Below are 26,435 nucleotides of genomic sequence, written 5' to 3' on the forward strand. Positions count from 1 at the left end.
GATTTCATTGATTTAATATTTTAATTCTTTGATAAATTGTAATATATACTATAGAGTAAATCAATTTCTGATTATTACAAATTAAAAATATTATTATAATAGGTCAGTATTTCTGTCAATTAAATGATATGAAAAGGCTAACAGAATATAATATAATTACAGGAAAAACTCCTCAAAGTGAAAGATATATAATATACAAAAAATTTAAAACCGGAGAAATAAAAATACTTATAGTAAGTAAAGTTGCCAATTTATCTGTTAATTTGTAAGATGATAATGTTTTTAATACAAATTTTAGGAACTTTTGGTTAAAGATAAGAGGAAGCTAAAAGATTTGGAAGAGTTCTTCTTTTCAATAATAAACACAGATACAAAAGAATAATATTTTAATCATAAAAGATAATTATTTTTAAGATAAAAAGGATATTATCATGAATTATTATATAAATATTCATTTGAAGAATTAGAATTTAATAATTAAAAGTTTAGCTAATAAAAAATAATATATTATAGAGTTCTTATTCCCAATGCTGCCATTTCATCATAAACAGCTATAACATTATATTTAGATAGAACTATTTGATATTGTCCTGAATTGTAAAAAACACCTACCACACCTTCTATTTTTTCAATCTCAGCATCTTTAATTTGTTCCCTGTTTTTAACAATTAATCTCAATCTCGTAGCACAATAGCTAACTAATTCTATATTATCCTTACCTACTTCTGATATTATATCCTCTGCTATTTTTTTATAATCTAATTCCATAAAAAACCTCTTTATACTTTAATATCTTTTAGTAATTATATATATTTTTTATATATTTACAATAGACTAGTTTTAAAAGTACTTTACAAGATTATGTATAAAATTTAGTAATTTATTAACTATTATTTTAGTATATAAAAATGCAGTTCTTTACCTATCTACACCTGCCTGCACAAAATGTAGACTTAGTTTGTACCCATGCGAAAGCAAAAAAGTTGACTGTTACTAAGTACGAATTGTGCTTCGTATAAAAGCCGCAACTATAATTTAAAAATATTAATTAAAAAGTCATAAATTTAGTTTTAAAACAAGTATAATATATTTACTTAATCAACAAAATAGTATATAATCGGACTAAATCTAATATCGGAGTTTTAATTATGATTAAATTAATTGAAATGAAAGAAAATTTACAGAACAGAGATTTTTACAAACAATTATATGAATATTCTTTTCCTCCTGAAGAAAGATGGAATTTTGATATGACTTTGGAAAATAAAGATAATCATAATTATAAATTTTATTCTATATTAGATGATGATATTCCTATAGGCTTAACTATGCTTTGGGATTTGGAAGATTTCAATTACGGAGAATATTTAGCTATAGATAAAAATTTAAGAGGAAAAAAATACGGTTCTCAAGTGCTTACTAAAATACTAGATATGCTCAAAAGCAAATTAATAGTTATAGAAGTAGAACCTTATGATTTAAATGAAACAGCCAAAAAGCGTATAGAATGGTATAAAAGATTCGGACTTATACTTGCAGATTATAATTATGATATGCCTTGCATAGATGAAAATCAAGAAATATCAAGCATGAAAATGAAAATAATGACAAGCAGAAAATTGCAAGACAAAAATGAACATGACAATATAATAAAAATAATATATAATAAAGTATACAAACCTAGATTAGATGAATTAGATAAATGGAAATAAAACTAATTGAAAGTATTAACTATTCAAATTATAGCGAAGAAATTATAAGAGACTCTTTTAATGTACGGGAAAATTGGAGTTTAAAAGAGTCATTAAATAATCAAAAATTCAAAAAAAATCTTTATGAAATTAAAAAAGATGATATTCATATCGGCGTTTGTTTATGCTGGATATTAGAAGAATTTTTATATATAGAATATTTTGCAATAGAAAAAAAATATAGATCTTTAGGCTACGGCTCTTATGCATTAAAAGAATTAATGAAAATGTATAGCAATATAATAGTGGAGGTTGTACCTGAAAATACTAATGATTTAGCATATAGAAGAGTAAATTGGTATAGATCTCTAGGTTTTTATTTATATAATGATACATATCCATACCCTTATTTTCTTGACAATGGAGAAGTTTTATTTATAGATTTCAGATTAATGTCATCAAATGAACTCACAAGTTACGAATATAAAAAAATAGTTAATCTACTTCATAAGAATATATACAATTTATATTGATTTACTAAAATATTTATACTATCATATAGATATAATAATCACATTTTGAGGTATTGAATTATGAATGATAATAAATACTCGCAAAAAATAAAAGAATTAATAAAAGAAATGACTTTAGAAGAAAAGACATCTCTTTTAAGCGGTAAAGATTTTTGGTCTACAAAAGAAATAAGCAGATTAAAAATAGATTCCGTATACTTAACCGACGGACCTCATGGAGTTAGAAAACAAAGCACAGAATCAGGAGAATTAAGTTTGCAAAAATCTCTTTTATCAACCTGCTTTCCTACCGCCTGCTGCTCTGCCTGCTCATTCGATCCTAATATAATGTATGAAATGGGTGAAGCTATATCAAGAGAAGCAAAAGCAAATAAAGTTTCAGTGGTATTAGGACCGGGAGTAAATATTAAAAGATCTCCCCTTTGCGGAAGAAATTTTGAATATTTTTCAGAAGACCCATATCTAGCCGGAAAAATGGCATCAGGTTGGATAAACGGTTTAGAAGATAATGGAATACAAGCAAGCATTAAACATTTTGCTGCTAATAATCAGGAAACTTTAAGACTGATAATAGACAGTGTTGTTGATGAAAGGGCTTTAAGAGAAATATATTTATATGCCTTTGAAATAGCTATAAAAGAGGCTAAGCCTTCTACTGTTATGTGTTCTTATAATAGTGTTAATGGAACATTCGCATCAGAAAATAAATATTTGCTTACAGATATACTTAGAAATGAATGGGGATTTGATGGAATTGTTATTTCTGATTGGGGGGCTGTAAATGACAGAGTTGAAGCTCTAAAGGCTGGACTTGATTTACAAATGCCTTCAACTAATGGCGAAGATGATAAGAAAGTTTATAATGCTGTTAGAGAAACTATTATAGATGAAAAAACATTAGATAAAGCTGTAGAAAGACTTTTATATTTCTCTCTATATTCTATGGATAATATTTATGATAATTTTGATTATGATAGAGAAGAACATCATAATATAGCTAGAAAAATTGCAGAAAGCTCTATAGTATTATTAAAAAATGAGGACAAAATACTGCCTGCCAAAAAAGAGAGTAAAATTGCTGTAATAGGAGAATTCGCTCAAAAGCCTAGATATCAAGGTAATGGAAGTTCTCTTATAAATCCTTATAAACTAGACACTGCAGAAGAATATTTCAAAGAAAACAATATAGAATTCAATTATGCTAAAGGATATGATTCAAGCTCACCTAATATAGATAATACTTTAATAGAAGAAGCCGTAAATATATCAAAAGATAAAGATATTGTTATAATATTCGCAGGACTTATCAACTCTTATGAATCTGAAGGCTTTGACAGAAAACATCTAAATCTACCGGAAAATCATAATCATTTGATAGAAGAAATTTCAAAAGTAAATAAAAATATAGTTGTTGTACTTTCTATTGGTGCACCTGTTTTAATGCCTTGGATTGATAAAGTAAAAGGAGTGCTTAATTTATATTTAGCAGGAGAAGCTGCTGTAAGTGCCGCTTTCAATATAATATTTGGTATAGTTAATCCTAGTGGTAAATTAGCTGAAAGTTTTCCTTTAAGTTTGGAAGATAATCCAAGCTATAAATATTTTCCTGGAGGCAATAAAGCTGTTGAATACAGAGAATCAATATTCGTAGGTTACAGATATTATGATAAAGCACAGAAGGATGTTTTATTTCCATTCGGGTTTGGATTATCATACACAACTTTTGAATTCTCGAATTTAATTGTTTCAGATGCCAACACTATTGCAGGACTTGATAATATACATTTGGTTTTTGATATAAAAAATACAGGCGATGTATTCGGATGCGAGGTTGCTCAGATTTATATTTCTGCCCCTGAAAACAATGTATTTAAAGCACAAAAAGAATTAAAAGCCTTTATAAAAGTATTTTTAGAAGCGGGTGAAACTAAAACTATCATATTAAAATTAAACAAAAGAAGTTTCTCTTTCTATAATGAAGATACAAAACAATATGAAATAGAAAGCGGAATATATACTATATATGTAGGCAATTCATCAAGAAATTTATTATTAAGTAAAAGTATGGAAATAAACTCCATTAATTATTATCAGAAAAGAATTGAAAGCTATTTCAACTTTAAAGAAATAAATATTTCAGATAAGGAATTTCAGCAGCTTTTAGGAAGAAAATTAAAACCTATAAATATTAAAGCCTCTAAACCTTATCATCTTAATAATAATTTGAAAGATTTGCTCGATGAAGATATAGCAAAAGATTTTTATAATAAACTCTTATCAGGACTTAATGATATATTTAAAGATGATAAAACAGATACTAAAAAGATGTTTGAAAGTATGATACTTGAAACTCCTCTTCGCTCACTTCCTACTATGAGTGCTGGAATCATTACAAGAAACGATGTTGAAAATTTAATAAATACTTTAAATAAATAATCAATAAAAAAGCGGCAGAATTAATAGTAATATCTGCCGCTTCTATTTTAACTCAATGATTAATCATCAAATTTCTGTCCCATTATCTGACCATTACCTGTTACCATAAGCTCCATCATATTATTTAATTTTAATTTATAATTTCCCCACTCTTTTTCTGCATCAATAATAGCAGCCTGCGGATATGCATTTCTCACAGCTTGTACAACTGCAGTAGGAAAAGCGGCATCAGGTATAGGAGCATATTCGCTATCTATATTTTCCCAATCTCCATTAGCCAAGAAGTCTATAGATACTCCATTAGACAAATTTACATCAAATTTTCTTCCGTCTCTTTCAACTTTCCAAATTTGAACACCCGGAAATACTCTTTGTATAAATGCAGTAGCTTGCTGAGGCAATGCTGAAGGCGGAACTACCATATCAGCAAAAAGACTAGAAGCCGAAAAAATAAATAATGATGCTAAAAATATAAATAATTTTTTCATGATTTACTCTCCTTAATATCTTAAATTAATTTATAATTTTTTATATTTTTTATAATGTTATAATAATATGGGTAGAAGATCAACTCCTACCCGCAACAAACAAACTTAAACTAACAAATATTAGATAATTGTACCGCTTTTAACTATTGTATTTTTAGGAATTATTACAATACCATCTCTAATACAATAGAATTCACTATCCTGATGCTGTATTTTCTTTTTATTTGTAATAACAACATCATTTCCTATTCTTACATTCTTGTCTATAATGACATTTTTAAGAGTGCATTTTTTACCAATACCTATTTTAGGAATATGCTTAACATTTAGTCTTTCAATATCATCGCTATCCTCATAATAGTCGCTTCCCATCATAACTACCCTTTCTAATGTAGAACCGCTCTGAACTACAGAACGAACACCTATAACGCATTCTTTTATAGTAGCATTCTCTATCCTGCATCCGTCTGCTATAATACTAGATGTTACAGCAGCCTTTTCAACTTTAGAAGGAGACAAGTAACGAACATGTGTATATATAGGAGCCTTTTCATCATAAAAATCAAAAGGAGGATTCTTACTTCCGAAAGATATATTAGCTTCAAAATAAGCCTTAATAGTTCCTACATCTTCCCAATAACCTTGAAAAGCATAACTGAATACTTTATATTTTTTTATAGCTTCAGGAATAATGTCTTTTCCGAAATCTATCATAGATACATCTGCTAAAATCTCTTTGAGTACATTTCTTCTAAATACATAAATACCCATAGAAGCCAAGTATTCTTTTTTAGGATTTTCTATATTAAACATTTTCTTTTGATCTTCACTTAATTTTAAAGTATTAAGTACATCATCTTCTTTTGGCTTTTCATGGAAGTTAGTAATCTGACCTCTTTTATTGACAAGCATAACGCCGAAACCTTTAGCATCTTCTCTAACAACAGGTACAGTACCAACAACTATATCCGCACCTGTTTCAAGCATATGCTGAAGCATTACATTATAATTCATACGATATACTTGATCTCCTGAAAGTATTACAACATTATTAATAAATTCATTGTCAAAATGCTCTAAATTCTTTCTAACCGCATCAGCAGTTCCCTGATACCAATCTATATTAGTATCTGTTTGTTCAGCTGCAAGTATGCTTACATGACCGCCAGAAAAGTTATCAAATCTATAAGCATTATATATATGATTATTCAAAGATGCACTATTAAATTGTGTTATAACATATATATTTCTAAACCCGCTGTTTATACAATTAGATACAGGTATATCTATCATTCTATATTGACCACCCAAAGATACAGCAGGTTTAGAACGAGCTTTTACCAAAGGATAAAGCCTTGTTCCTCTGCCGCCTCCAAGTATCAAAGCAACCGTATTAAATGATCTCATAAAAAACTCCAGTGATTTTTTGTTATACTAAATAATTCATATAATATAAGTATAGTAAAAAAATTATGACTTTTCAAGGATTATTAATCATATATTACAATACATTAAAATGTTTTAAAGCATTATAAATACCATTATTATCTACATCATCAGTGATATAATCTGCAGCCAATTTAACTTCCTCATTGGCATTTCCCATAGCAACACCTATAGCAGCATGTTCTATCATAGTAATATCATTGCCGCCGTCACCGAAAGCCATAGTTTCAGATAAGTCTATACTGTAATATTCTATTATCTTGTCTATGCCTATATGCTTGCCTCCGCCTTTTGTATTTACATCGGCAAAGTAAGGATGCCATCTGCTGGATTCGCAATTTTTAAATATTTTACTCATTAATTCTTTTTCTTTTTTATCATCTACAAATAAATTTATCTGCAAAATATTATCTGCATTTTCTTCTAAAAAATCATAATAGTTATCAATTGCTGGTATAGGAAGATTGATAGACTCAGAAACTTTTTTAACTTTATCTGTAACATAATTAATATATATACCGCTATTCATCATTACAGAACATGGAAATTGTTCTTTATTCTTTAAATAATCTATCAATGAATATATTTCTTCTTTAGCTATTGAGTGTCTGTAAATGGACTTATCTCCTACATAACAGTCAAAACCATTTGCTGTTATATATCCGTCAAACTCTAAATCATCTAAATTGTTTATATGATTTTTTATTCTTCCTGTAGCGATAAAAACCTTAATACCTTTTTCTTTTAAAAGTCTTATAGCCTCTTTAGAAGAATCTGAAACCTTATGAGTATTAAAACTAACCAAAGTACCGTCTATATCAAAAAATACAGCCTTAACCATATAGAAATCCTTAATTTATAATTAATCTAATATATTAAAATGTTTTAAAGCCTTATATACTCCGTCATTATCAACATCATCAGTAATATAATCCGCTATATTTTTTACATTTTCATTGGCATTTCCCATAGCAACACCTATGGCAGCATGCTTAATCATGCTTATATCATTGCCCCCATCTCCTATAGCCATAGTTTCAGATAAATCTATACCATAATATTCTATTATCTTATCTATGCCAACTTCTTTACCTGCATATTTTGAATTAACATCAGCAAATGAAAAATGCCATCTGCTTGATTTAGAATTTTTTAATATATTATCCATTAAATATTTTTCTTTATCCTCATCTACAAAAATATTAAGCTGAAGAATACTTTCATAATTATTTGCTATGTAATTATTAAAATCTATAAAATCAGGGACTTTAACATTTGCCATATTATAAAGATGAGAAATAGCATCACCCTTATAATTAATATACAAATTATCACTTGTTATGACAGTACAAGGAAACTTATCTTTATTAAGATAATCAACCAAAGAAAATAGATCATTTTTATCTAAAGAAGCTTTATATATTTCCTTATAGCTTCCATTATCATTTACAAAACAGCTTCCGCCGTTTATTGTTATATAGCCGTCAAATTCCAAACCATCTAAATTATCTATCTGAAATAAAGCCCTTCCGCTTGCTATAAAAACCTTTATCCCTTTTTCTTTTAAAATTTTAATAGCTTCTTTGGAATAATTAGAAATTTTATGCGTATTGAAACTAACCAAAGTACCATCTATATCAAAAAATACTGCCTTTATCATCTGTTAGTACCATCTTTTATTTTATAAATTTGAAATCTGCTAAGAATTAAACAATAATACGATTATTATTTATTAGATGCAGCTTGTTTTTTAATAAATAAAAGACCTAAACAATTTTAGGTCTTTTATTATAAAGATTAATTAAGATATATTATTCAATGCCCCTAAAACAGCATCTGCAAATTCTTTTGAAGAAGCAGGACCATTCGCTGTTATAATATTTCCTGAAACAACAACATTATCCTTCAAAACATTGGCATTACCATGTCTTACATGCGATTCATCAGCGGATAAACAAGTAACATTAATTCCTTCTAGTATCTTAGCATTAGCCATCATTACAATACCGCTTCCTATACCAGCAACTATCTTTTGATTATCCAAAAATAACTTAGCAAGTCCCTGAGTACGCCAATCGTCCCATAAAGTTATGCTTCCTATTCCTCCTATAAATACAACAGCATCAAATTCAATGGCATCAACCTCACTGAATAGTAAATCAATATTAGCCATACCGCCTAATTTACCCTGAGCTGTACCTATAAATGTAGAGGATACTTGTGTTTTATAACCAGCCGCCTCAAAAATTTTTTTGCTCTCAAAATATTCTTCATCTTGAAAATTCTGGGCAGACATAACATACAATATTTTATTAGTTTTTCCCATTAACCATCTCTCCAATATTTATTCAAATCATTATAAACCGCAATTTATGTCATAACTATTCTTATTCAAAATGGCAAGTTCATAAGCCTTAACATATTCTTTAGCACTTTTCTCCCAAGAATTATCTATTTTCATAGCCCTTTTCTGCATAGCAGTAAATCTATCTCTATGATCATAATAAACACTTACAGCCCAGCCTATAGTATTATATAATGCTGAGGGGTTAGAATCATAGAATTTAAATCCTGTACCTTCTCCTGTTTCCTCATTATAGTTTTCAACAGTATCTTCAAGACCTCCTGTAGCATGAACTATAGGTAAAGTGCCGTATCTTAAAGAGTACATTTGATTAAGTCCGCAAGGCTCAAATAAAGAAGGCATTACAAACAAATCGCATCCTGCCTCTATCAAATGTGATAATTCATTGCTGTAACCTATATAAGAACCAACTCTTCCAGGATATCTCTTAGGTATATCTCCAAAGAAACTTTCAAGACCTTTATCTCCTGTACCAAGTATACAAAACTGAACTTTCATATTATTGACTAAAGAATCTATTATAGAAGCTATAAAATGATATCCTTTCTGATCAACAAATCTTCCTATTGCCCCTATCAAAACAACATCATCATCTTCCTCAAGTAAAAATCTTTTCTGAAGTTCTTTTTTACATACCTTTTTACCTTCCATCTTATCTGCAGAAAAATTTTCAGGTATAAATTTATCTTTTTCAGGAGACCAAACATTTTCATCAATACCATTAAGTATTCCAAAAAAACTTGTTGTCTTATTCTGTAAATAAGGCGCCATACCATGACCTCCATAAGGAGATGCAATTTCTCTTGCATAAGTAGGACTTACAGTAGTAACTACATCAGAAAAGAATATTCCGCCTTTAAGCAAATTTATATTACCATGATCCTCAAAAGTATCAGGGCTAAAATTATTCCATCCTAAACCTAAATAATCATAAGTTGTAGCAGCATTATATATACCTTGATAATTTGCATTATGTATAGTAAGCATACTAGCAGCATGTCCTATTATATCATTCCAGTGCCAAGTTTTTATATATGCGGAAATAGCAGCTGTCTGCCAATCATTAGCATGAACCACATCTACATTTAACTGCAAATCCTTACATAATTGTAAAGCAGCACGGGAAAAGAATCCGAATCTCCAAGCATTATCCTGATAATCATTGAAAGAAGCATCATGATAAAGCCCTTCTCTGCTGAAAAAATTATGATGCTCTATGAAATAAAAATCTATCCCATCTTTTACGGTCTTAAATACCGAACACCATTCTTCGCCATTACCCATCCATACTCCCATAGTAGGAAGAACATTCTCTAAATAACAGTCTTGAAAATTAATATCTCTATATTTAGGAAGCACTACAAAAGCTTCTACATCTAGTTTCTTTAAATAAATAGGCAAAGCACCAACAACATCAGCAAGTCCGCCTGTTTTTATAAATGGTGTTGCTTCAGAAGATGCTATCATAACTTTTATTTTTGACATATAAAACTCCTAAAAACTAGAATATATTTTTAAATATATAACTTTATTTAAAAACTTCAAGCGAAATTATGAATTTAGAATATTATTTAATAAAAAAGTTTAATATAATAGAAAAATTCTATTACATATAATTTTTTTTATAAATTAAATACTAATCTCTAATATTTCTAAAACTTTATCTCCGGCAGGTACTTTTATAGTTACAACATCGCCGACTTTCTTAGATAATAATCCTTTAGCAATAGGAGTTACTATAGTTATTTCATTTTTGCTCATATCTGCTTCTAATTCGCCCACTATTCTATATTCAAAAACCGCATTTCTAGTTTTATCTTTAACTTTTACCTTTTTCCCAAAAGTTACAGTGTCTTTATCTAAATTAGCAGGATCTATTATTTCACAGCCTGCCAAATCACTTTCCAACTTTGATATTTGAGCATTCAATAATCCCTGCCTTTCTTTAGCAGCATGATACTCAGCATTTTCTTTTAAATCGCCTTTTTCTCTAGCCTCTGCAATAATAGCAGGCAATGTTTCAAACTCAGCCTTTAATTCAGCAAGTTTAGATTTAGCTTTATCATATCCTTCTTTTGTTATCGGTTTAGCCATTTTCAATATCCTTAAAATTAGTAATTTTGATATTATAAACTATTTTCAAAATATTTACAAACAAAAAAGACTAATGATTAATATTAAAATAAGATAATTTATATATTGTTAAATTCATGTCTCCAATAGCTTTAAAAGAATATTCATCAGGATAATATCGGCTAGAAAATACCATCTCACCTTCATTTATAAATATCTCTATAGCAGAAGTATCTATCAATATTCTTAAATTTTCTAACTTTTCTAAATCAGCACTTCTTTTATATCTTCCTCCGCCTATTTTCCTTCCTATATCATTTACAAACTCTAATATAAATTTATTATCTCTATATTTAATAGAAACACCTTCTGAAATTAATAATTCAAAATTATCAGAACTTTTTATATTATCAATTAAAACTTCATAAGAGCTAATATCTTTAGAAATTAAATTATCAGATAATGAATCATAATAACATTTATTTTCAAATATTTTTTTCTCTCTTAATTTATCCAAACTTCTATGAGGTTTTTGATAAAGTTTTCCATCTTTAAAACTTAACTCTCTAGCTACAGTAAGACAATGCTGCCAGCCGTATTGAACAGTTAAATTTTTATGATAATCTTCTGTATCAGGAACTCCCATCCAGCCTATAATAACTCTATTTCCATTCTCATCTAAAAATGTCTGCGGAGCATAAAAGTCAAATCCTCTGTCAAGAACTGTAAAATCATTAACCTCTATATATTCTTTATTTTTATAATCATCATTAATTAAAAAATATCCGGAAAGATATATATTTTCGTATACGCTTTCAATTTGTTTCACACCTTGAGGACATGTTATTAAAATATTCTGTCCGTCTAAATTAAATAAGTCAGGACATTCCCACATATATCCGAATCTATATTCAGACCTTACAGTACTTGTATGCTTCCAATTAATTTTATCTTCAGACTTAAATATTAATACTTCTCCAATATCATTATTTCTATCTATGCCATACTTTCTGGCTCCCTGAACCATATAATAAGAATCATCTTCTTTCCATACTTTAGGATCTCTTATATGATTAGTTATATCTTTAGGATAATCTTTCATTTCCATTAAACATTCTTTTTCAGAGAAGTTAATACCATCTTCGGAGACAGTAAGCATGGTATTAGCCTCTCTTCCGCTTTCTATGTAATCATGCCTGCCTAAAAGTTTTACATTTCCTGTATAATAAACATATAACTTATTATCTTCTATAAGTGCAGAACCTGAATACACACCATGACAATCATATTTTTCATCAGGATATATAGCAGCTCCAGCATATTTATAATTTATTAAGTCTCTACTTATATAATGCCCCCAAAATTTCAATCCGCCTTCAACATCAAACGGAGAATACTGAAAAAATATATGATACTCTCCTTTAAAGTATGATAAAGCATTTGGATCATTGAGCCAGCCTACAGGAGGCATTAAATGAAACTTTAATCTCCATTTATTGTTATTATCATTAAAATATTCAATTTCTTTTCGTTTTATCGCTTCTTCAAAAACTTTACTAACCAACCTCATTTCATTTCCCTTATGTAATAATACTTAATATCATGTATAAAAAATATATACATGATATTAAGTAAATAAATTATTTTATTGGATTTATGTAGAATTATTTTGTAAGTGTCTATTTTAATTTTTACTCATCATCTTCCTGCATATACTCATCAGGAACCCCAAAAAACCAAGTAATAGTAAAAGATAAAACCACAGTAATTAAAGCAACAGCAGCATAACTAGCTAACTGCTTTCCATCATAAATATAAAGCAATGCACCTGGTATTCCTGTAACTCCATTAGCAGTAGCCTGTAAATTTAATAATCTTGCTATTAATCCTGTTATACCAGCAGCAATAGCACCGCAAACCATAGGTTTTATTCCATATCTTATATTTATACCAAATATGGCAGGCTCTGTTATGCCAAGCCAAGCTGATAAGGCAGCACCATATCCCATAGCTTTTATGCTTTTTCTTCTAGTTTTTAATGTAACAGCTAAACAAGCAGCACCTGCAGCTAAATTAGCAACGGATAAAAGAGGATTAATAGGGTTTAAAGAAGTAGCAGCAAGCAATGATATTTCTACCAAATTCATTATATGATGTACTCCTGTTACAACTATAAATATTATTCCAAACCCTATTATAAATCCTCCTATTCCAAAAGGTAACGATAAAGAAAAATTTATAGCTATCAATATCCATTGTTCGACTATATGGAAAATCGGTCCTATCACAGCTAAAGATAATAATAACATTATAAGTAATGTTAAAAATGGTGTTGCTAGTATGTCTATTATATTTGGTATTACTTTTCTTAAATTCAATTCTATTTTAGAGCCTATAATACCAGAAATAAGTGCAGGAAGTACGCTTCCTTGATATCCCACTATAGGTATAAATCCGAATAACATTATAGGCTTAACTCCGCTGTCAGGATTGGCTACCAAATAAGCATTAGGTAAAGCAGGTGAAACAAGCATTAAGCCTAATAATATACCTAATATAGGAGAGCCTCCAAAAACTCTGAATGTTGACCAGCATACCAAAGCAGGCAAAAATGCAAATGTAGTTTCTGTAAGAACAGTCATTAATGTCATAATAGAAACAGGTATATTAGATACTTTTAAATTAAATAGTCCCAAAAAACTGTCATTAATTAAAGCACCTTTAAAACCTAAAAATAAACCTGTGGCAATCATAGCAGGCATTATTGGTACAAATACATCGCCAAATATACGAATAAACTTTCTAAAATTATTTTTCTCTCCCACTTTTTTAGTTTCTTCTGTATCTTGATTTGCGGCACCTGTAACACCCAAATTAATAATTTCAGCATAAACTTTATTTACAACTCCCGTACCTAATATTATCTGATATTGACCAGAATTGAAAAATACACCTTTAATGCCTTCTATCTTCTGAACTTCTGAGTCCTTTATACTCTCCCTATTTTTTACTATTAATCTTAATCTAGTAGCACAGAAAGTTGCAGAAATAATATTATCTTTATTAACTACTCTAATAATTTCTTCAGCAGTTTTTTTATAATTGATAGCCATAATAAAAATCCTATTGAAATTTCTTTATATGTAACCGGTTACATTATATATTATAACAATATTTTTATATTTGTCAAGCATTATATATTTTTTTATAAAATAATTATATAAATTTGTATTTTGATATAAAAAGTATATAATTTATTAATGTACTTATTTCAGAAGTACTTAACATAGAATATGTATAAAATTTTAGTAATTTATTAATTATAAAAACAATATTTTATATGTTGTACAAACTATTATTTTAATATATAAATACATAGTTCTTGCTTTCCAACACCCGATGTAGGTACTATTCGAGATGTATACTCTTAGCTACACATATTGTTGTGAAAGCATAACAAAAAAGCGGACTATTTACTTTAAATAACTAGTCAACACAGTTATAAATAAAATTAATTTTGGAACAACTCTAATATCAGGGTAGTAAAAATGGGCACAAATAAAAAAATTACAATGAAAGAGATAGCTGAAATAGCAGGTGTTACGAAAACAACAATATCCAGATACTTTAATGGAGGATATATAAAAGAAGAAACCAAAAAAAGAATCAAAGAAATAATATCTGAATATGATTATGAGCCAAATACATTTGCAAGATTAAAAGCAAAAAAAAGTCATATTATAGGAATAATAGTACCAGCTTTAGACTCTACGGTTGGAGCAAGAGTATTAACAGGGATAGAGAAAACGCTTAGAGAAAAACATTATATGCCTATAATAATGAATACAAATCATCAGCATAAATTAGAACTGCAGTATATAGAAAAATTGAAAAGATTAAATGTTGATGGTATAGTATTGAGTGCTACATATATAACAGAAGAACATAAAAACATATTAAAAAAATCAGATATACCAATAGTAATTTACGGACAAGAATGCAGTGAGGTTATAAGCATAGTCAATGATGATTATAATGCTGGTATAGACATAGGAAAATACATAGGGAGTAAAAATCATAAAAATATAGGATTTATAACAGTTGATGAAAATGATATTGCTGTAGGGATAACAAGAAGAAATGGAGTATTAGATGGATTAAAAAAATACGGCATAGAAAATATAAGAATAGAAGCAGCAGACTTTTCTTATGAGAAAGCAAAAATAGCTGCCGAAAAATTATTAAAAAATAGAGATATTGATGCTATAATATGTTCAACTGACAGACAGGCATTGGGTGTATATAAAGTATTAAAAGAAATGGGATTAAAAATTCCAGATGATGTATCTGTAATATCTTTCGGAGGATATGATATTGATGAAATAATAGAGCCGGAACTTTCAACAATAAAATTTGATTCTTTTAATGCGGGAGTATGCACAGCAAATACATTAATAGATTTAATTAATAATATAAAAGTAAAAGAAGTTATATATGTAAATTATGAATTTTTAGAAAGAAAAAGTGTAAGATAAAATAAAAAACAACCGACTAGAAAAATTATAGCCAGTTGTTTTTTAATTTTTAAAAAGTATTTTCAAATAATCAATTACAATCAATATCTATATAATCACCCAATTTGAAATGATTATTAAAGTCAGCATATTTATCTAAAGTTTTTCTCTTTATAAACTTTCCATATCCTTTACTGCCTAAAAACTTATTATCTTTAAATACTATTTTTCCTCTTGATATAACAGTATCCACAGAACATAAAAGCTCCATTCCTTCATAAGCAGTATAATCACAAGCACCATGCATATTTGATTTTGTAATAACTGATTTTTTATTAGGATCTATTATAGTAATATCAGCATCAGCATTTGGGATAATAGCGCCTTTCTCTGGATAAAGCCCGTATATCAAAGCTGGATTATAGCATAAAGTTTCAACGAATTTATTAATTGTTATTCTTCCTTTCATAACTCCTTCAGAGAACATTAAAGGATATCTCTCCTCTACTCCGCCTGCTCCATTAGGGCATTTAGTAAAATTATCTTTTCCTTTAACCTTATCAGTTTCATAATTAAAAGGACAATGATCTGTTGCTATAACCTGAATATGACCTTCGGCAATAGCTTTCCATAATCTTTCGCTGTCCTCTTTTTTTCTTAAAGGAGGAGACATAACAAATTTAAGTCCGTCTTCTCTGTCATACTCTTTGTCTGTCAAAACTAAATATTGAGGGCAAGTTTCAGAGAAAATATTTTTGTGACCTAAAGCCCTCGCATTAACTATCTCATCAACACTCTTTCCTGCAGAAGTATGCACTATATATACAGGAGCATTTCCAGCTATGACAGATAAATGTATAATTCTATTAACTGCCTCAGCTTCAGCTTCAGGAGGTCTGCTTATAGGGTGATAATGTGAAGAAGTTTTACCCTCTTCAATAAATTTCTTTTTTAAATATTCTATAACATAATGATTTTCAGCATGAAAAGCAGAAACAGCATTAAGCTCTTTCATCTTCTTTAATACACGCACAACATTATCATCTTCTATTTTATAGTTATAAGTTAAATAAAGTTTTGTACTTTGCAAACCTTCTTCTTTAGCTAATACTTTAAGACCTTTAAGCACATCTTCATCAACATGCTGTAGAACTCCATGAAAACTGTAATCAATAACAGCCTTATTATCAGCAAGAGTATGATAATATTCTAATTGATGAAATACATCGCAGCCTTTAGGTCCAAACCCCATATGATCAACTATAGTAGTAGTACCTCCGCAAGCAGCAGCGATAGTACCTGTATAGAAATCATCAACCGCTCTCCCTATACCAACATCTATATCCATATGAGTATGAACATCAATACCTCCCGGCATTACATATTTATCCGAAGCATCAATAATCTCTGCATCTTCGCATTTTAAATCAGCACCTATTTTAGAAATTTTTTCACCCTCTATTAATACATCAGCTTTATAAGTTTCTGAAGCATTAACTACAGTACCATTTTTTATAATAATTTTTTTCATATTATAGTCCTATAATTATAACTTTTATTTATTATTTATACATAAAAAATTTAATCACAAAAAGTATCTGACAAAAACTATATTTATTATCAGAAGCATATAATTTTTTATTATAGGTCTTCTATTTCTTTTATAGTTAAACCCGTTATTTTTCTTATATCTTCAATACTCATATTCATATTTTTTAGGTTTAATGCTATAGTTTTTGTCTTATTTATTTCTCCTTGTTCTATACCTTTCTCTATACCTTTCTGAAAACCTATTTCTATACCTTCTTTTCTTCCTTCTGCTCTCTCATACTGTAGCATAGCAGCCTGTCCGTAAAGAAAAGTATCTCTTTCATTATAAGCTGACATCTCTTTTTCATCGGCTACAAATCTTTTATATTTATCTATTACTTTAGACATGATACCGTTACCTCCTACTAACTTATCAATATCTTTCTCCAAATCTTTGGTAGTAAAAAAATCAATCCAAGATAAAAGTTTATTTCTATTATATTCATCTATACTAGTATTTTTTAATATTTCTGCAAATCTTTTAATTTCTATAAAATGTATCTGAAAATCATCAAGTCTAAGACTAGGATTATGAATATCAGCAAATGTTAAACATTTATGCTCTCTTTTTATATCAGTCTCGCTTCCCATATCCAAATTGAAATTAATAAAACTAATACTAATCATCTGGCTTATACCAATATATAAATCACTTTCTTTTAATTCAGAAGCTATATTTTTTGCAATATAATACAATATTCTTTTTATAAAATTGTTATTTCCAACTAACTGTACTTCAATGAGTATCTTTTTACCATCTTTGGTTTTTGCTTTAACATCCAATATTGATTCTTTTAAATTCTCATTTTCTGCTAAATTGTAAGGATTGATTATTTCAAGATTACTCACAGATTCAAAACCAACATCATTTAAAACAGCATTAACAATATTTTCTAATATATCTTCATCGCCTTCAGTACCGATTAGATATCGTACAAATAAATCATTAAGTCTGTTAATCTCTTTCATAAATTAATTATACTAAAAATTTCATTAATATCAATTTATAAAACAAAAAAACTATATCATTGACAGGAAATAATTTTCAATTTATAATCAATTATATGCAGTACGCATGGAGGGGTATATATGAAAAAAGTATTTATTATATTATTCTTGTTTAATATTCTTTTGTATTCTAAGACTTTAGATGAATCGTTGTTTTCCGCTGTAGAAAATAATAATATAAAAAAAGTTAAATCATATTTAGAGCAAGGTGCAAACTGTAATGCATTAGATTCTTATGATAGAACAGCTTTAATAAATGCTTCTGTAAGAGGATATGATGATATAGCAAAATTACTTATAGAAGAAGGTACTGATGTCAATATTAAAGATAATGCAGGTGCTACAGCATTAATGTATACTGCTAGAAATACAAATTATGAAATGGTTGAATTTTTATTAAAAAATGGTGCTGATGTAAATATTAGAGATACATCAGGAGAAACTGCATTATATTATAGTATTGAGCATAATAGTAGCGGACAAGAAAATGAAACAGAAAATGCTATAAAAATACTTAATTTATTAATAAAGTACGGTGCTGATGTAAATACCAAAAACGATGAAGGAGCATCTCTTCTTGATGCATCCTATAGGATTTCAGAATCTTTTGATAAAAATAAAGAAATGTTTAAAATATTAGTTGAAAATGGTTTTGATTTAGAGTCAAGAATAAAGACGGGTAGTTCTGATTATGATTATACTCCTTTAATGATTGCTGTTTATAAAGAAGACTATGATATGGTTAAATATTTGCTTGATAAAGGTGCCAATCCTAATACAGCAAATAATGAAAACAAAACCGCTTTAATGATTGCTAATGATGATGGAAAATTTGATATTTCAAAATTACTTATACAACAAGGTGCAAATATAAACACACAAGATGAACACGGTCTTACAGCATTAATGAACGCTGCTATGATAGGAGACTATGAAATGGTTAAATTTTTATTAGAAAATGGTGCCAATATAAATACTAAAGACAATGATGGAAACACTGTATTATATTATAATATTCGCTATGATCATTACGAAAAAGAAGAAATGCTAGAAAATGCTAAAAAAATATTTAATTTATTAATAAAATACGGTGCTGATGTAAATACTAAAGACAATGATGGAGCATCACTTCTTGATAAATCTTATAGACCTTCAACAGCATTGGCACAAAATAGAGAAATGTTTAAAGTATTAGTAGAAAATGGTTTTGACTTAGAATCAAGAATAAAGGCTGGGGAGCATTATCCTCCTGATTATGATTATACTCCTTTAATGATAGCAGCTTTAAGAAATGACTATGATATGGTTAAATTTTTAGTTGAAAAAGGTGCTGATGTAAATGCCAAAACACATTCTGAATATAGCTCAGTAGTAACTCCCCTATTACTCTCATTAGATTATGAACATATTGAATCTAGATATGATGAAAATTCATCTGTTGCAGAATTTTTAATAAATAATGGTGCTGATATAAATGTAAAAAATAATCATGGAGAGACACCTTTAATGTATGCTTCCAAACTTCATAATATAAAAGTGGTAGAACTTCTAATACAAAAAGGTGCTGATATAAATGCTTTCAATAATTATGGAAATACAGCCTTAATATATGGTGTAAATAATTTAGAAACAGTAAAATTATTAGTGGAAAATGGTGCAGATGTAAACTTTTATAAAGGAGGAAGTACTGCTTTAATATCAGCATGTGACTATAGTCCTGAAAGAAATATAGATGTAATAAAATATTTAGTTTCAAAAAAAGCCAATATAAATGCACAAGATAATGAAGGAGACACAGCTTTAAATAAAACTCTTGATACTTCAGATGAAGGCAGTATTGACATACTAGACTTTGAAATAGCTAATTTTTTAATAGATCAAGGTGCTGATGTAAACATAAAGAATAAACGAGAATATACTCCTTTGATATATCTTGGTATGGGTGAAGGTAATTTTAATAATAAAAGTTTTCAGGAATATCGTATAAAATTAGCTCAAGTTTTATTAGAAAAAGGTGCAGATATTAATGCTCAAGATTATAATGGATACACTTCTTTAATTTGGGCTTGTGCATCATCAGGATCAAGGTTTGCTGAACCATATGTTAAATTTCTAGTAGAAAAAGGAGCTGATGTAAATATAGAAGATGACCATGGAGATACTGCTTTAGATATGGCAGAGAATCTTAAACTTAGAAAAATTGCAGGTATTCTAAAAAAAGCTCAAAGAAATAGAAACTAAATTTTGATGATTAAACTTGTAACTTTATGGTTAATTTAGTATAATAAAGTTATGAGAAATATTAATGTTTTAAATGACTATTTTATACGCTATTTATTTTTGCATGCAGTTAATTAAAATATAGATTTAAATTTCATTAATTTTGCAGTATTTAGATGTTTAAACTTTGAAACTTTTGAGAAAATAGAAATAATTAATTCTTTGCCAAATGCGGACAGATGTCGCAGTCGCCTTAACATATCAGCAAACTATGATGAAAAAGAATAAATAGCACAAAAGATATAAAAGCAACAACATAAACAGGTATAACCATCTTAATAGAAATAAAATCTATAGAAAGTGAAGAGATATAATAAATATTCTTGAAAAATAGTATATTGTATAAAAAATTTAATCTATTTTTGAAAAAGTTTATCACTAAAAATACTACAAAATTATTATTTTTTAGTATACTTTATTATCTTTCCATTACCAGATGCTTCGCAAGAGGAAGAATCATTAAAAGTTAAATTTATGCTTCCTATTCCAGATCCTATAAACCCCACACTAAATAATTCTCTTTCATCATTGCCGTCCCAACCGAGAACCAAAGTTCTTGCTCCAATTTCATCAGAATAAACTTCTCCATTAGAAGTTACTACAAAAGTTTTAAAATCAGCATTAAGATCACTAGTTTCCCAAGTACCAACTAATTCTGAAAGTTTAAAAGTTTTAGGATTTTGATTAGCATTGCAGCTGACAAAAATCAAAGAAACTGAAAATAATAATACAATTAAATTTTTTCTTGATTTAAACATAAAATCTCCATTTTTTAATAAATATATTTTATTAGTTTAATATAATACAATATTTATTTCAAATAAAAAATATTATTATTGTTTTTTAATAATCTTGATCCATCATTAAAGCATCTTGCATGTAAATCTATAATAGCAAATATTATTTAAATATAAGAGTAATTTAATATATTGACTTTTTTTATATTTTTATATAATCTACTTCAATGATTAAATACTATATTTTTTTAACAATAATGATAGCAGTAAATACACTATACCCTATAGTTATAGTAGAAGAAAAAGTGAATAAGAAAAGCATGTATCTATGGCAGAATTTAGAGTATACTCTAATATATACAGGAGATGCAGATAAATTTAAAGCAGAGGGTATAAATACAAATGCCATAAGCGATTTTGAAGTTCTTAATGAAAGAGTGGAAATAGAAACTATACATAAAGATAATGAAATCCCAACTATGAATTATAAAATAATATACACTATGAAGCCTTTAAGAAATGGAAAATTGAAAATACCTGAGTTGGAAGCTAGATATTATAATGTAGAAAGAGGAAATAGTTTAGTACCTAAAGAGCAGATGATAAATGAATATAATATAAGAGTATTCAGTTCATGGTTCTTATTAATAATGATAGGACAATGGGTTGTAATAATTCTTATAGCACTTTTAATTTATAAGTTTATAAGAGATCAGTATAAATTAAATAAAAAAAACTTTGAAAATAAAAAAAATCATAATCAAAATATATAATAGAACTATGAGGGATAATATATGACAGATAATTTAAATAACAGCGAAAATGGTATAAGTAATGAAGTAGCTAATGCCAGCAGGGATTTACAGGCCATATCGGAAGCCTCTAAAATGGCCCTTGATGTAGTAAATGCTATAAAAAATGAAATAAAAAAAGTAATAATCGGTCAGGAAAACATGCTCGATAAACTTCTATTAGGAATTATATGCGATGGGCATGTATTATTAGAAGGAGTACCCGGACTTGCAAAAACATTAACTGTAAAATCATTGGCAAGTACAATAGATGCAAGCTATAAAAGAATACAGTTTACACCGGATTTGCTTCCTGCAGATATAGTAGGTACTGAAATTTATGATATAAAAAATTCAGTATTTCTTCCTAAACAAGGACCTATATTTTCTAATATAATATTAGCAGATGAAATAAACCGTTCGCCTGCTAAAGTACAGTCAGCACTTTTAGAGGCTATGGGAGAACATCAGGTTACTATAGGAGATAAAACATATAAACTTCCTGATGTATTTTTGGTATTGGCAACTCAGAACCCTATAGAACAGGAGGGAACATATCCTCTTCCTGAAGCTCAGGTTGACAGATTTATGCTTAAAGTCATAGTAAAATACCCTACTAAAAGCGAAGAAAAAACCATAATAAAAAACATGTCATCTTCCAAACCTGCAGAATTAAAGCCTATAACAACTATAGAAACTATAGAAAAATTAAGAAAATTAGCCAATCAAATTCATATAGAAGAAAGGCTGATTGATTATATAGTGAACATTATAGATGCGACAAGAAATCCTAAAGATTATAAACTTCAAAGCGAATACATAGAATACGGAGCTTCACCAAGAGCAGGAATATATTTGACTAAAGCGGCAAAAGCAAATGCTATGATGCAGGGCAGAGGATTTGTAATGCCTGAAGATATAAGAGCTGTTGCCTATGAGATATTAAGACACAGAATAAGCGTAAGCTATGAGGCACAGGCTGAAAATGTAACAAGCGATATGATAATAGAAAGCCTGCTTGCCAATATAAATGTACCTTAAAATATTAGTTTATAAAAATGAGTGATTATTAAAGCCTGATTATTAAGTTAATCTGGCTTTTTTATTGTATATGATTAATATAATATAAAAATTGTGAGCGTCTGCTAAGTTTACTTTGCAGACATTTTCAGCGAACAATTTTTATTAGCAATAATAGAAAGCCTGCTTGCAAATATAAATGTCCCTTAAAATATTAGTTTATAAAGAATGATTGATTATTAAAGCCTGATTATTAACTTAATCCGGCTTTTTTTATTGATATGATTAATTGTAATGATAAAAATTGTGAGCGTCTGCTAAGTTTACTTTGCAGACATTTTCAGCGAACAATTTTTATTAGCAATAATAAAAAGCCTGCTTGCAAATATAAATGTACCTTAAAATATTAATTTATAAAAAAATGATTGATTGTTAAAAAGCCTGATTATTAAGTTAATCGGGCTTTTTTATTATAAAAATCTTTATTAAATAATAATTTCATTATTGTAAGTTATATCATGCTTTATAATATCTAGAGCATCAAAATTAAATGGATAGATTTTTAAAAGTACATTATTAATTATTCTATTTTGTTTAAATAATCTTCTTAGATTTGTATTGTCTTTTATCTTATTTGTACTGTTATCTTGTTTTAAATTATTATTAGAATTAATATTATTTTTATATACTAGATAAAACTTTATATTTTCTATATCATTAGAATAGGCTAAAAAAATAGACCTTATTCTTAAATATGCACCTAAAAACTGTTTATGAAGTTCTTTTAAATCTTCATCATGAATATCATTTTTTAATTCTATTATATGCAAATCAAACTTACCATTTTTATTTTTATTTATAATCACTGCATCAGCACATTTATTCATTCTTAAATGATTAAATTTTTTATTACCTTCTATATCCGAACTGCAAATAGATTTAGAGCTTAATTTTATACGGCATTCCATTTCTGATTTTTCATCTTTTATAGTAAAAATATCTTCTATCACATCAATTTTGCACATATTATTATCAAATAAATATCTTTGATTATCTATAAAAGCTGTATTATAAAGTTTATCAAAATCGTCCATAATCATTAATCTTCATTTATTGCATCATATTCTAAAGAAGCATTATTTATATATTTATGAAATGTTTCTATATAAAATCCTGTTTCTCTGTCGCCTTTCAATTCCTTTATAGTTGTAATATCATTATCATCAGTATCAAATTGATATATCCTAATTTTGCCTATATCTATAGTGTCATCTTCTGTATATGAATACTCTTTTAATATTTGATTTTTTTTATTATCATCTTTCATACTATGAAGAACTGCCATATTATTTATATGTTCCAATATTGTGTCGCTATGAGTGGATATGATGACATTTCTTTTTTTATTAACTAAGTTTATTAATACACGAGCTAATTGTTTCTGCAATTTTAAATGCAATGATAATTCAGGCTCCTCAATAAATAAATCACCAAATATATTGTAATATTTCAAAAATAAATATAATGGTGCTACTTCTGTAATAACAGCAGAACATAAATGCATAGGCACTTTCAAATCGCTATTACTAGGCTGATAATACATAGCATTTGTTTCTTTATTGATATTAATTTTGCCTTTTAATATATTGTTTTCAAGTATTTCTATTATATCTTTAAAGTCTTCGTTTTCCTCATAATTATAAGATAAATCTATTAAACTATTAATAAAATCTATAATAGGTTTCTGAAATAGAGTTTTTTCTTTTTTCTCTCCAATGCTGAATTGCTGCATATTTGATATTTTTGATAATTCTTTATAAGTTAATAAAAAACCAGTTCTTGATGTTGGTAAAAATTTTAATGCAAAAGAAGAAGAATTATTTTCTAATATATTAGAAAATATATTTCTCATTATAAAAATATGATCAATACTATCATCATTCTCTATTTCTGATATAGAAAAAGAATGTAATTTACGAATAAATAGAGATTTTTTAGTAATAAAAATATTAAATAAATAATTTGAATAATCAAAATATATACTTTCTAAATTTATTACATGCTCATTATCATTAAAAATAAATTTTAAAATTTCTGTTTTATATTTATCTAATAATTTATTTGAAATATTATAGAATATATTAAGTTCATTTTTTGATAGTAAATGATTATTTTCAGTATCTGAAAAAATCTTAAATATATCTTTACCACGATTTATATTCTTATTAATTAAGATATACTTTTCTATTATATCATGCATTTCTCTATATTCTTCCAAGCTGTAAATGAATTCTTTATCTTGAAACATAATATCTGCAATATCTTTACTATATTTCATCAATCCGTATATCAATGTCATCAAATAGCTTTTTCCGCTGTTATTATCACCTACAAAAAGTATAAAATTAGAAAGTTCTATTTCTGCCTCTTTTATCTTACCGAAATTTTTAATTATTAGCTTGGAATATGACATTTTCAAAATACCTTTTTTAATTTGTATTATTTTATAACAGAATTTTATCTTTAACAAGTATTTTAGTATCAAAACAGCATTAAACAACTTAACATAATATTTTTTATATAAATTCTATAAAGCAATTTTTGTAATTACCGAATATATAGTATCAATAAATTTATAAAATTAGGGAGTGTATTATATGGTACGTTCTTTATGGACAGCAGCAAGCGGTATGAACGGTATGCAATTTAAAACTGACACTATCGCAAATAACCTTGCCAATGTTAACACTATAGGATATAAAAAAGTAAGAGCTGATTTTGAAGATTTAATATATCAAAACTTAAAAATACAAGGCACACCAGCTACAGAAGATACAGTAAGACCTGTAGGGCTTCAAACAGGTTTGGGAGTAAAAAGTGCTTCTACACAAAAAATGTTTGATCAAGGTTCTTTACAGGCAACAGGAAATAAACTTGATTTGGCATTGGAAGGAGAAGGTTTCTTTCAAGTATTAATGCCGGACGGAAGCGTTTCATATACTAGAGACGGATCTTTCAAAATTGATGCTAATGGTCAAATGGTTACTTCAAACGGATACAGACTAGTTCCAGAAATAGTATTCCCAGAAAACTTTTTGGTAGAGCAAATATCTATATCAAGAGAAGGTGTTGTATCTGTAAAAATAGGCGATGAAAATGATCCTGTAGAAATAGGACAAATCACACTTCATAGATTTATCAATCAGCCAGGACTTCTTTCTATAGGCGATAACTTATATAAAGAAACCATAGCAAGCGGACCTGCTTTTGAAGGTGAGCCCGGTGCTAACGGATTTCCTAGAATACATCAAGGCTTCGTAGAAATGTCTAATGTTAAAGTTGTTGATGAAATGGTTGATATGATAGTAGCACAAAGAGCTTATGAGATGAACTCTAAAGCAGTACAAACTAGCGATAATTTGCTTGCTACTGTTGTAAACTTAAAAAGATAATTAAAATAATA

General features: G+C 27.8%; 24 protein-coding genes. 9 read left to right on the forward strand and 15 right to left on the reverse strand.

Annotated features, from left to right (window positions below):
* Positions 1-128: 128 nt before the first annotated feature.
* Positions 129-269: a helicase-related protein gene (locus tag A966_RS13870; protein WP_008726114.1), complete on the forward strand. Its 141-nt coding sequence runs from the start codon at positions 129-131 to the stop codon at positions 267-269.
* 238 nt (positions 270-507) lie between these two features.
* Here the strand turns inward: A966_RS13870 and A966_RS12290 are convergent, their stop codons facing one another.
* Positions 508-768 (reverse strand): PTS transporter subunit EIIB, encoded by a 261-nt coding sequence (locus tag A966_RS12290; RefSeq protein WP_008726117.1) that lies wholly within the window; start codon positions 766-768, stop codon positions 508-510.
* A 380-nt stretch (positions 769-1,148) separates the two neighbouring features.
* Here A966_RS12290 and A966_RS12295 point away from each other — a divergent pair, with 380 nt between their 5' ends.
* Genes A966_RS12295 through A966_RS12305 form a run of 3 tightly spaced genes read left to right on the forward strand, consistent with a single transcriptional unit; the run spans position 1,149 to position 4,660 of the window.
* The gene (locus A966_RS12295; protein ID WP_008726120.1) at positions 1,149-1,712 is read left to right on the forward strand and encodes a GNAT family N-acetyltransferase; all 564 of its coding nucleotides are present in this window, start codon (positions 1,149-1,151) and stop codon (positions 1,710-1,712) included.
* Entirely contained in the window at positions 1,703-2,224 is a 522-nt protein-coding gene (locus A966_RS12300; protein WP_008726123.1) for a GNAT family N-acetyltransferase, read from the forward strand. Before A966_RS12295 ends, A966_RS12300 begins: the two co-directional genes overlap by 10 nt.
* A gap of 60 nt (positions 2,225-2,284) precedes the next feature.
* Positions 2,285-4,660 (forward strand): glycoside hydrolase family 3 C-terminal domain-containing protein, encoded by a 2,376-nt coding sequence (locus tag A966_RS12305; RefSeq protein WP_008726125.1) that lies wholly within the window; start codon positions 2,285-2,287, stop codon positions 4,658-4,660.
* 59 nt (positions 4,661-4,719) lie between these two features.
* Here A966_RS12305 and A966_RS12310 read toward each other — a convergent pair whose 3' ends face one another.
* The 9 genes from A966_RS12310 to A966_RS12350 form a co-directional block, all read right to left on the reverse strand.
* Positions 4,720-5,148 carry a PepSY-like domain-containing protein gene (locus A966_RS12310; RefSeq protein WP_008726126.1) on the reverse strand — a complete coding sequence of 143 codons (429 nt, stop codon included), beginning with the start codon at positions 5,146-5,148 and terminating at the stop codon, positions 4,720-4,722.
* A gap of 120 nt (positions 5,149-5,268) precedes the next feature.
* Complete coding sequence (locus A966_RS12315; RefSeq protein WP_008726127.1) at positions 5,269-6,555, reverse strand: glucose-1-phosphate adenylyltransferase; 1,287 nt, start codon at positions 6,553-6,555, stop codon at positions 5,269-5,271.
* Positions 6,556-6,649: 94 nt separating this feature from the next.
* Positions 6,650-7,435 (reverse strand): Cof-type HAD-IIB family hydrolase, encoded by a 786-nt coding sequence (locus A966_RS12320; RefSeq protein WP_008726128.1) that lies wholly within the window; start codon positions 7,433-7,435, stop codon positions 6,650-6,652.
* Between the two features lie 21 nt (positions 7,436-7,456).
* Entirely contained in the window at positions 7,457-8,254 is a 798-nt protein-coding gene (locus A966_RS12325) for a Cof-type HAD-IIB family hydrolase (protein WP_008726129.1), read from the reverse strand.
* Between the two features lie 141 nt (positions 8,255-8,395).
* Positions 8,396-8,920 carry a DJ-1/PfpI family protein gene (locus A966_RS12330; RefSeq protein WP_008726130.1) on the reverse strand — a complete coding sequence of 175 codons (525 nt, stop codon included), beginning with the start codon at positions 8,918-8,920 and terminating at the stop codon, positions 8,396-8,398.
* Positions 8,921-8,950: 30 nt separating this feature from the next.
* Positions 8,951-10,444 carry a glycogen synthase GlgA gene (gene glgA / locus A966_RS12335; RefSeq protein ID WP_008726131.1) on the reverse strand — a complete coding sequence of 498 codons (1,494 nt, stop codon included), beginning with the start codon at positions 10,442-10,444 and terminating at the stop codon, positions 8,951-8,953.
* Positions 10,445-10,588: 144 nt separating this feature from the next.
* Positions 10,589-11,053, reverse strand: coding sequence for a transcription elongation factor GreA (greA, locus tag A966_RS12340; protein ID WP_008726132.1), 465 nt, complete (start codon positions 11,051-11,053; stop codon positions 10,589-10,591).
* Between the two features lie 70 nt (positions 11,054-11,123).
* Positions 11,124-12,602, reverse strand: a complete 1,479-nt coding sequence (locus A966_RS12345; protein ID WP_008726133.1) for a glycoside hydrolase family 32 protein — start codon at positions 12,600-12,602, stop codon at positions 11,124-11,126.
* A gap of 121 nt (positions 12,603-12,723) precedes the next feature.
* Positions 12,724-14,145 carry a PTS transporter subunit EIIC gene (locus A966_RS12350; protein ID WP_008726134.1) on the reverse strand — a complete coding sequence of 474 codons (1,422 nt, stop codon included), beginning with the start codon at positions 14,143-14,145 and terminating at the stop codon, positions 12,724-12,726.
* Positions 14,146-14,580: 435 nt separating this feature from the next.
* Here A966_RS12350 and A966_RS12355 point away from each other — a divergent pair, with 435 nt between their 5' ends.
* The gene (locus A966_RS12355) at positions 14,581-15,567 is read left to right on the forward strand and encodes a LacI family DNA-binding transcriptional regulator (RefSeq protein ID WP_008726135.1); all 987 of its coding nucleotides are present in this window, start codon (positions 14,581-14,583) and stop codon (positions 15,565-15,567) included.
* Positions 15,568-15,637: 70 nt separating this feature from the next.
* Here A966_RS12355 and hydA read toward each other — a convergent pair whose 3' ends face one another.
* Positions 15,638-17,077, reverse strand: coding sequence for a dihydropyrimidinase (hydA, locus tag A966_RS12360; RefSeq protein WP_008726136.1), 1,440 nt, complete (start codon positions 17,075-17,077; stop codon positions 15,638-15,640).
* A gap of 110 nt (positions 17,078-17,187) precedes the next feature.
* On the reverse strand, positions 17,188-18,105 hold the full coding sequence (locus A966_RS12365; protein WP_008726137.1) for an Rpn family recombination-promoting nuclease/putative transposase: 918 nt from the start codon (positions 18,103-18,105) through the stop codon (positions 17,188-17,190).
* A gap of 120 nt (positions 18,106-18,225) precedes the next feature.
* Here A966_RS12365 and A966_RS12370 point away from each other — a divergent pair, with 120 nt between their 5' ends.
* Positions 18,226-20,385, forward strand: coding sequence for an ankyrin repeat domain-containing protein (locus tag A966_RS12370; protein WP_008726138.1), 2,160 nt, complete (start codon positions 18,226-18,228; stop codon positions 20,383-20,385).
* A 437-nt stretch (positions 20,386-20,822) separates the two neighbouring features.
* Here A966_RS12370 and A966_RS12375 read toward each other — a convergent pair whose 3' ends face one another.
* The gene (locus tag A966_RS12375) at positions 20,823-21,182 is read right to left on the reverse strand and encodes an MKRN2 opposite strand family protein (RefSeq protein ID WP_008726139.1); all 360 of its coding nucleotides are present in this window, start codon (positions 21,180-21,182) and stop codon (positions 20,823-20,825) included.
* A 236-nt stretch (positions 21,183-21,418) separates the two neighbouring features.
* Here A966_RS12375 and A966_RS12380 point away from each other — a divergent pair, with 236 nt between their 5' ends.
* Entirely contained in the window at positions 21,419-21,934 is a 516-nt protein-coding gene (locus A966_RS12380) for a BatD family protein (RefSeq protein ID WP_039955675.1), read from the forward strand.
* A gap of 21 nt (positions 21,935-21,955) precedes the next feature.
* A complete protein-coding gene (locus A966_RS12385; protein ID WP_008726141.1) occupies positions 21,956-22,993 on the forward strand; it encodes an AAA family ATPase in 1,038 nt (345 codons plus the stop codon).
* Between the two features lie 464 nt (positions 22,994-23,457).
* Here A966_RS12385 and A966_RS12390 read toward each other — a convergent pair whose 3' ends face one another.
* On the reverse strand, positions 23,458-24,066 hold the full coding sequence (locus tag A966_RS12390) for a hypothetical protein (protein WP_008726142.1): 609 nt from the start codon (positions 24,064-24,066) through the stop codon (positions 23,458-23,460).
* A 5-nt stretch (positions 24,067-24,071) separates the two neighbouring features.
* Positions 24,072-25,445, reverse strand: coding sequence for an AAA family ATPase (locus tag A966_RS12395; RefSeq protein ID WP_008726143.1), 1,374 nt, complete (start codon positions 25,443-25,445; stop codon positions 24,072-24,074).
* Between the two features lie 184 nt (positions 25,446-25,629).
* Between A966_RS12395 and flgG the strand changes: the two genes are divergently transcribed.
* Positions 25,630-26,424, forward strand: a complete 795-nt coding sequence (gene flgG, locus A966_RS12400) for a flagellar basal-body rod protein FlgG (protein ID WP_008726144.1) — start codon at positions 25,630-25,632, stop codon at positions 26,422-26,424.
* Positions 26,425-26,435 lie beyond the last annotated feature (11 nt).

It is taken from the genome of Brachyspira hampsonii 30446 (assembly GCF_000316195.1).
Lineage (GTDB): Bacteria > Spirochaetota > Brachyspiria > Brachyspirales > Brachyspiraceae > Brachyspira > Brachyspira hampsonii_C.

Bases quoted from the DNA above. Each gene is read 5' to 3' on its own strand.
- A966_RS13870 (WP_008726114.1), top strand. From the start codon at position 129: ATGAAAAGGCTAACAGAATATAATATAATTACAGGAAAAACTCCTCAA.
- A966_RS12290 (WP_008726117.1), bottom strand. From the start codon at position 768: ATGGAATTAGATTATAAAAAAATAGCAGAGGATATAATATCAGAAGTA.
- A966_RS12295 (WP_008726120.1), top strand. From the start codon at position 1,149: ATGATTAAATTAATTGAAATGAAAGAAAATTTACAGAACAGAGATTTT.
- A966_RS12300 (WP_008726123.1), top strand. From the start codon at position 1,703: ATGGAAATAAAACTAATTGAAAGTATTAACTATTCAAATTATAGCGAA.
- A966_RS12305 (WP_008726125.1), top strand. From the start codon at position 2,285: ATGAATGATAATAAATACTCGCAAAAAATAAAAGAATTAATAAAAGAA.
- A966_RS12310 (WP_008726126.1), bottom strand. From the start codon at position 5,148: ATGAAAAAATTATTTATATTTTTAGCATCATTATTTATTTTTTCGGCT.
- A966_RS12315 (WP_008726127.1), bottom strand. From the start codon at position 6,555: ATGAGATCATTTAATACGGTTGCTTTGATACTTGGAGGCGGCAGAGGA.
- A966_RS12320 (WP_008726128.1), bottom strand. From the start codon at position 7,435: ATGGTTAAGGCTGTATTTTTTGATATAGACGGTACTTTGGTTAGTTTT.
- A966_RS12325 (WP_008726129.1), bottom strand. From the start codon at position 8,254: ATGATAAAGGCAGTATTTTTTGATATAGATGGTACTTTGGTTAGTTTC.
- A966_RS12330 (WP_008726130.1), bottom strand. From the start codon at position 8,920: ATGGGAAAAACTAATAAAATATTGTATGTTATGTCTGCCCAGAATTTT.
- glgA (WP_008726131.1), bottom strand. From the start codon at position 10,444: ATGTCAAAAATAAAAGTTATGATAGCATCTTCTGAAGCAACACCATTT.
- greA (WP_008726132.1), bottom strand. From the start codon at position 11,053: ATGGCTAAACCGATAACAAAAGAAGGATATGATAAAGCTAAATCTAAA.
- A966_RS12345 (WP_008726133.1), bottom strand. From the start codon at position 12,602: ATGAGGTTGGTTAGTAAAGTTTTTGAAGAAGCGATAAAACGAAAAGAA.
- A966_RS12350 (WP_008726134.1), bottom strand. From the start codon at position 14,145: ATGGCTATCAATTATAAAAAAACTGCTGAAGAAATTATTAGAGTAGTT.
- A966_RS12355 (WP_008726135.1), top strand. From the start codon at position 14,581: ATGGGCACAAATAAAAAAATTACAATGAAAGAGATAGCTGAAATAGCA.
- hydA (WP_008726136.1), bottom strand. From the start codon at position 17,077: ATGAAAAAAATTATTATAAAAAATGGTACTGTAGTTAATGCTTCAGAA.
- A966_RS12365 (WP_008726137.1), bottom strand. From the start codon at position 18,105: ATGAAAGAGATTAACAGACTTAATGATTTATTTGTACGATATCTAATC.
- A966_RS12370 (WP_008726138.1), top strand. From the start codon at position 18,226: ATGAAAAAAGTATTTATTATATTATTCTTGTTTAATATTCTTTTGTAT.
- A966_RS12375 (WP_008726139.1), bottom strand. From the start codon at position 21,182: ATGTTTAAATCAAGAAAAAATTTAATTGTATTATTATTTTCAGTTTCT.
- A966_RS12380 (WP_039955675.1), top strand. From the start codon at position 21,419: ATGATAGCAGTAAATACACTATACCCTATAGTTATAGTAGAAGAAAAA.
- A966_RS12385 (WP_008726141.1), top strand. From the start codon at position 21,956: ATGACAGATAATTTAAATAACAGCGAAAATGGTATAAGTAATGAAGTA.
- A966_RS12390 (WP_008726142.1), bottom strand. From the start codon at position 24,066: ATGGACGATTTTGATAAACTTTATAATACAGCTTTTATAGATAATCAA.
- A966_RS12395 (WP_008726143.1), bottom strand. From the start codon at position 25,445: ATGTCATATTCCAAGCTAATAATTAAAAATTTCGGTAAGATAAAAGAG.
- flgG (WP_008726144.1), top strand. From the start codon at position 25,630: ATGGTACGTTCTTTATGGACAGCAGCAAGCGGTATGAACGGTATGCAA.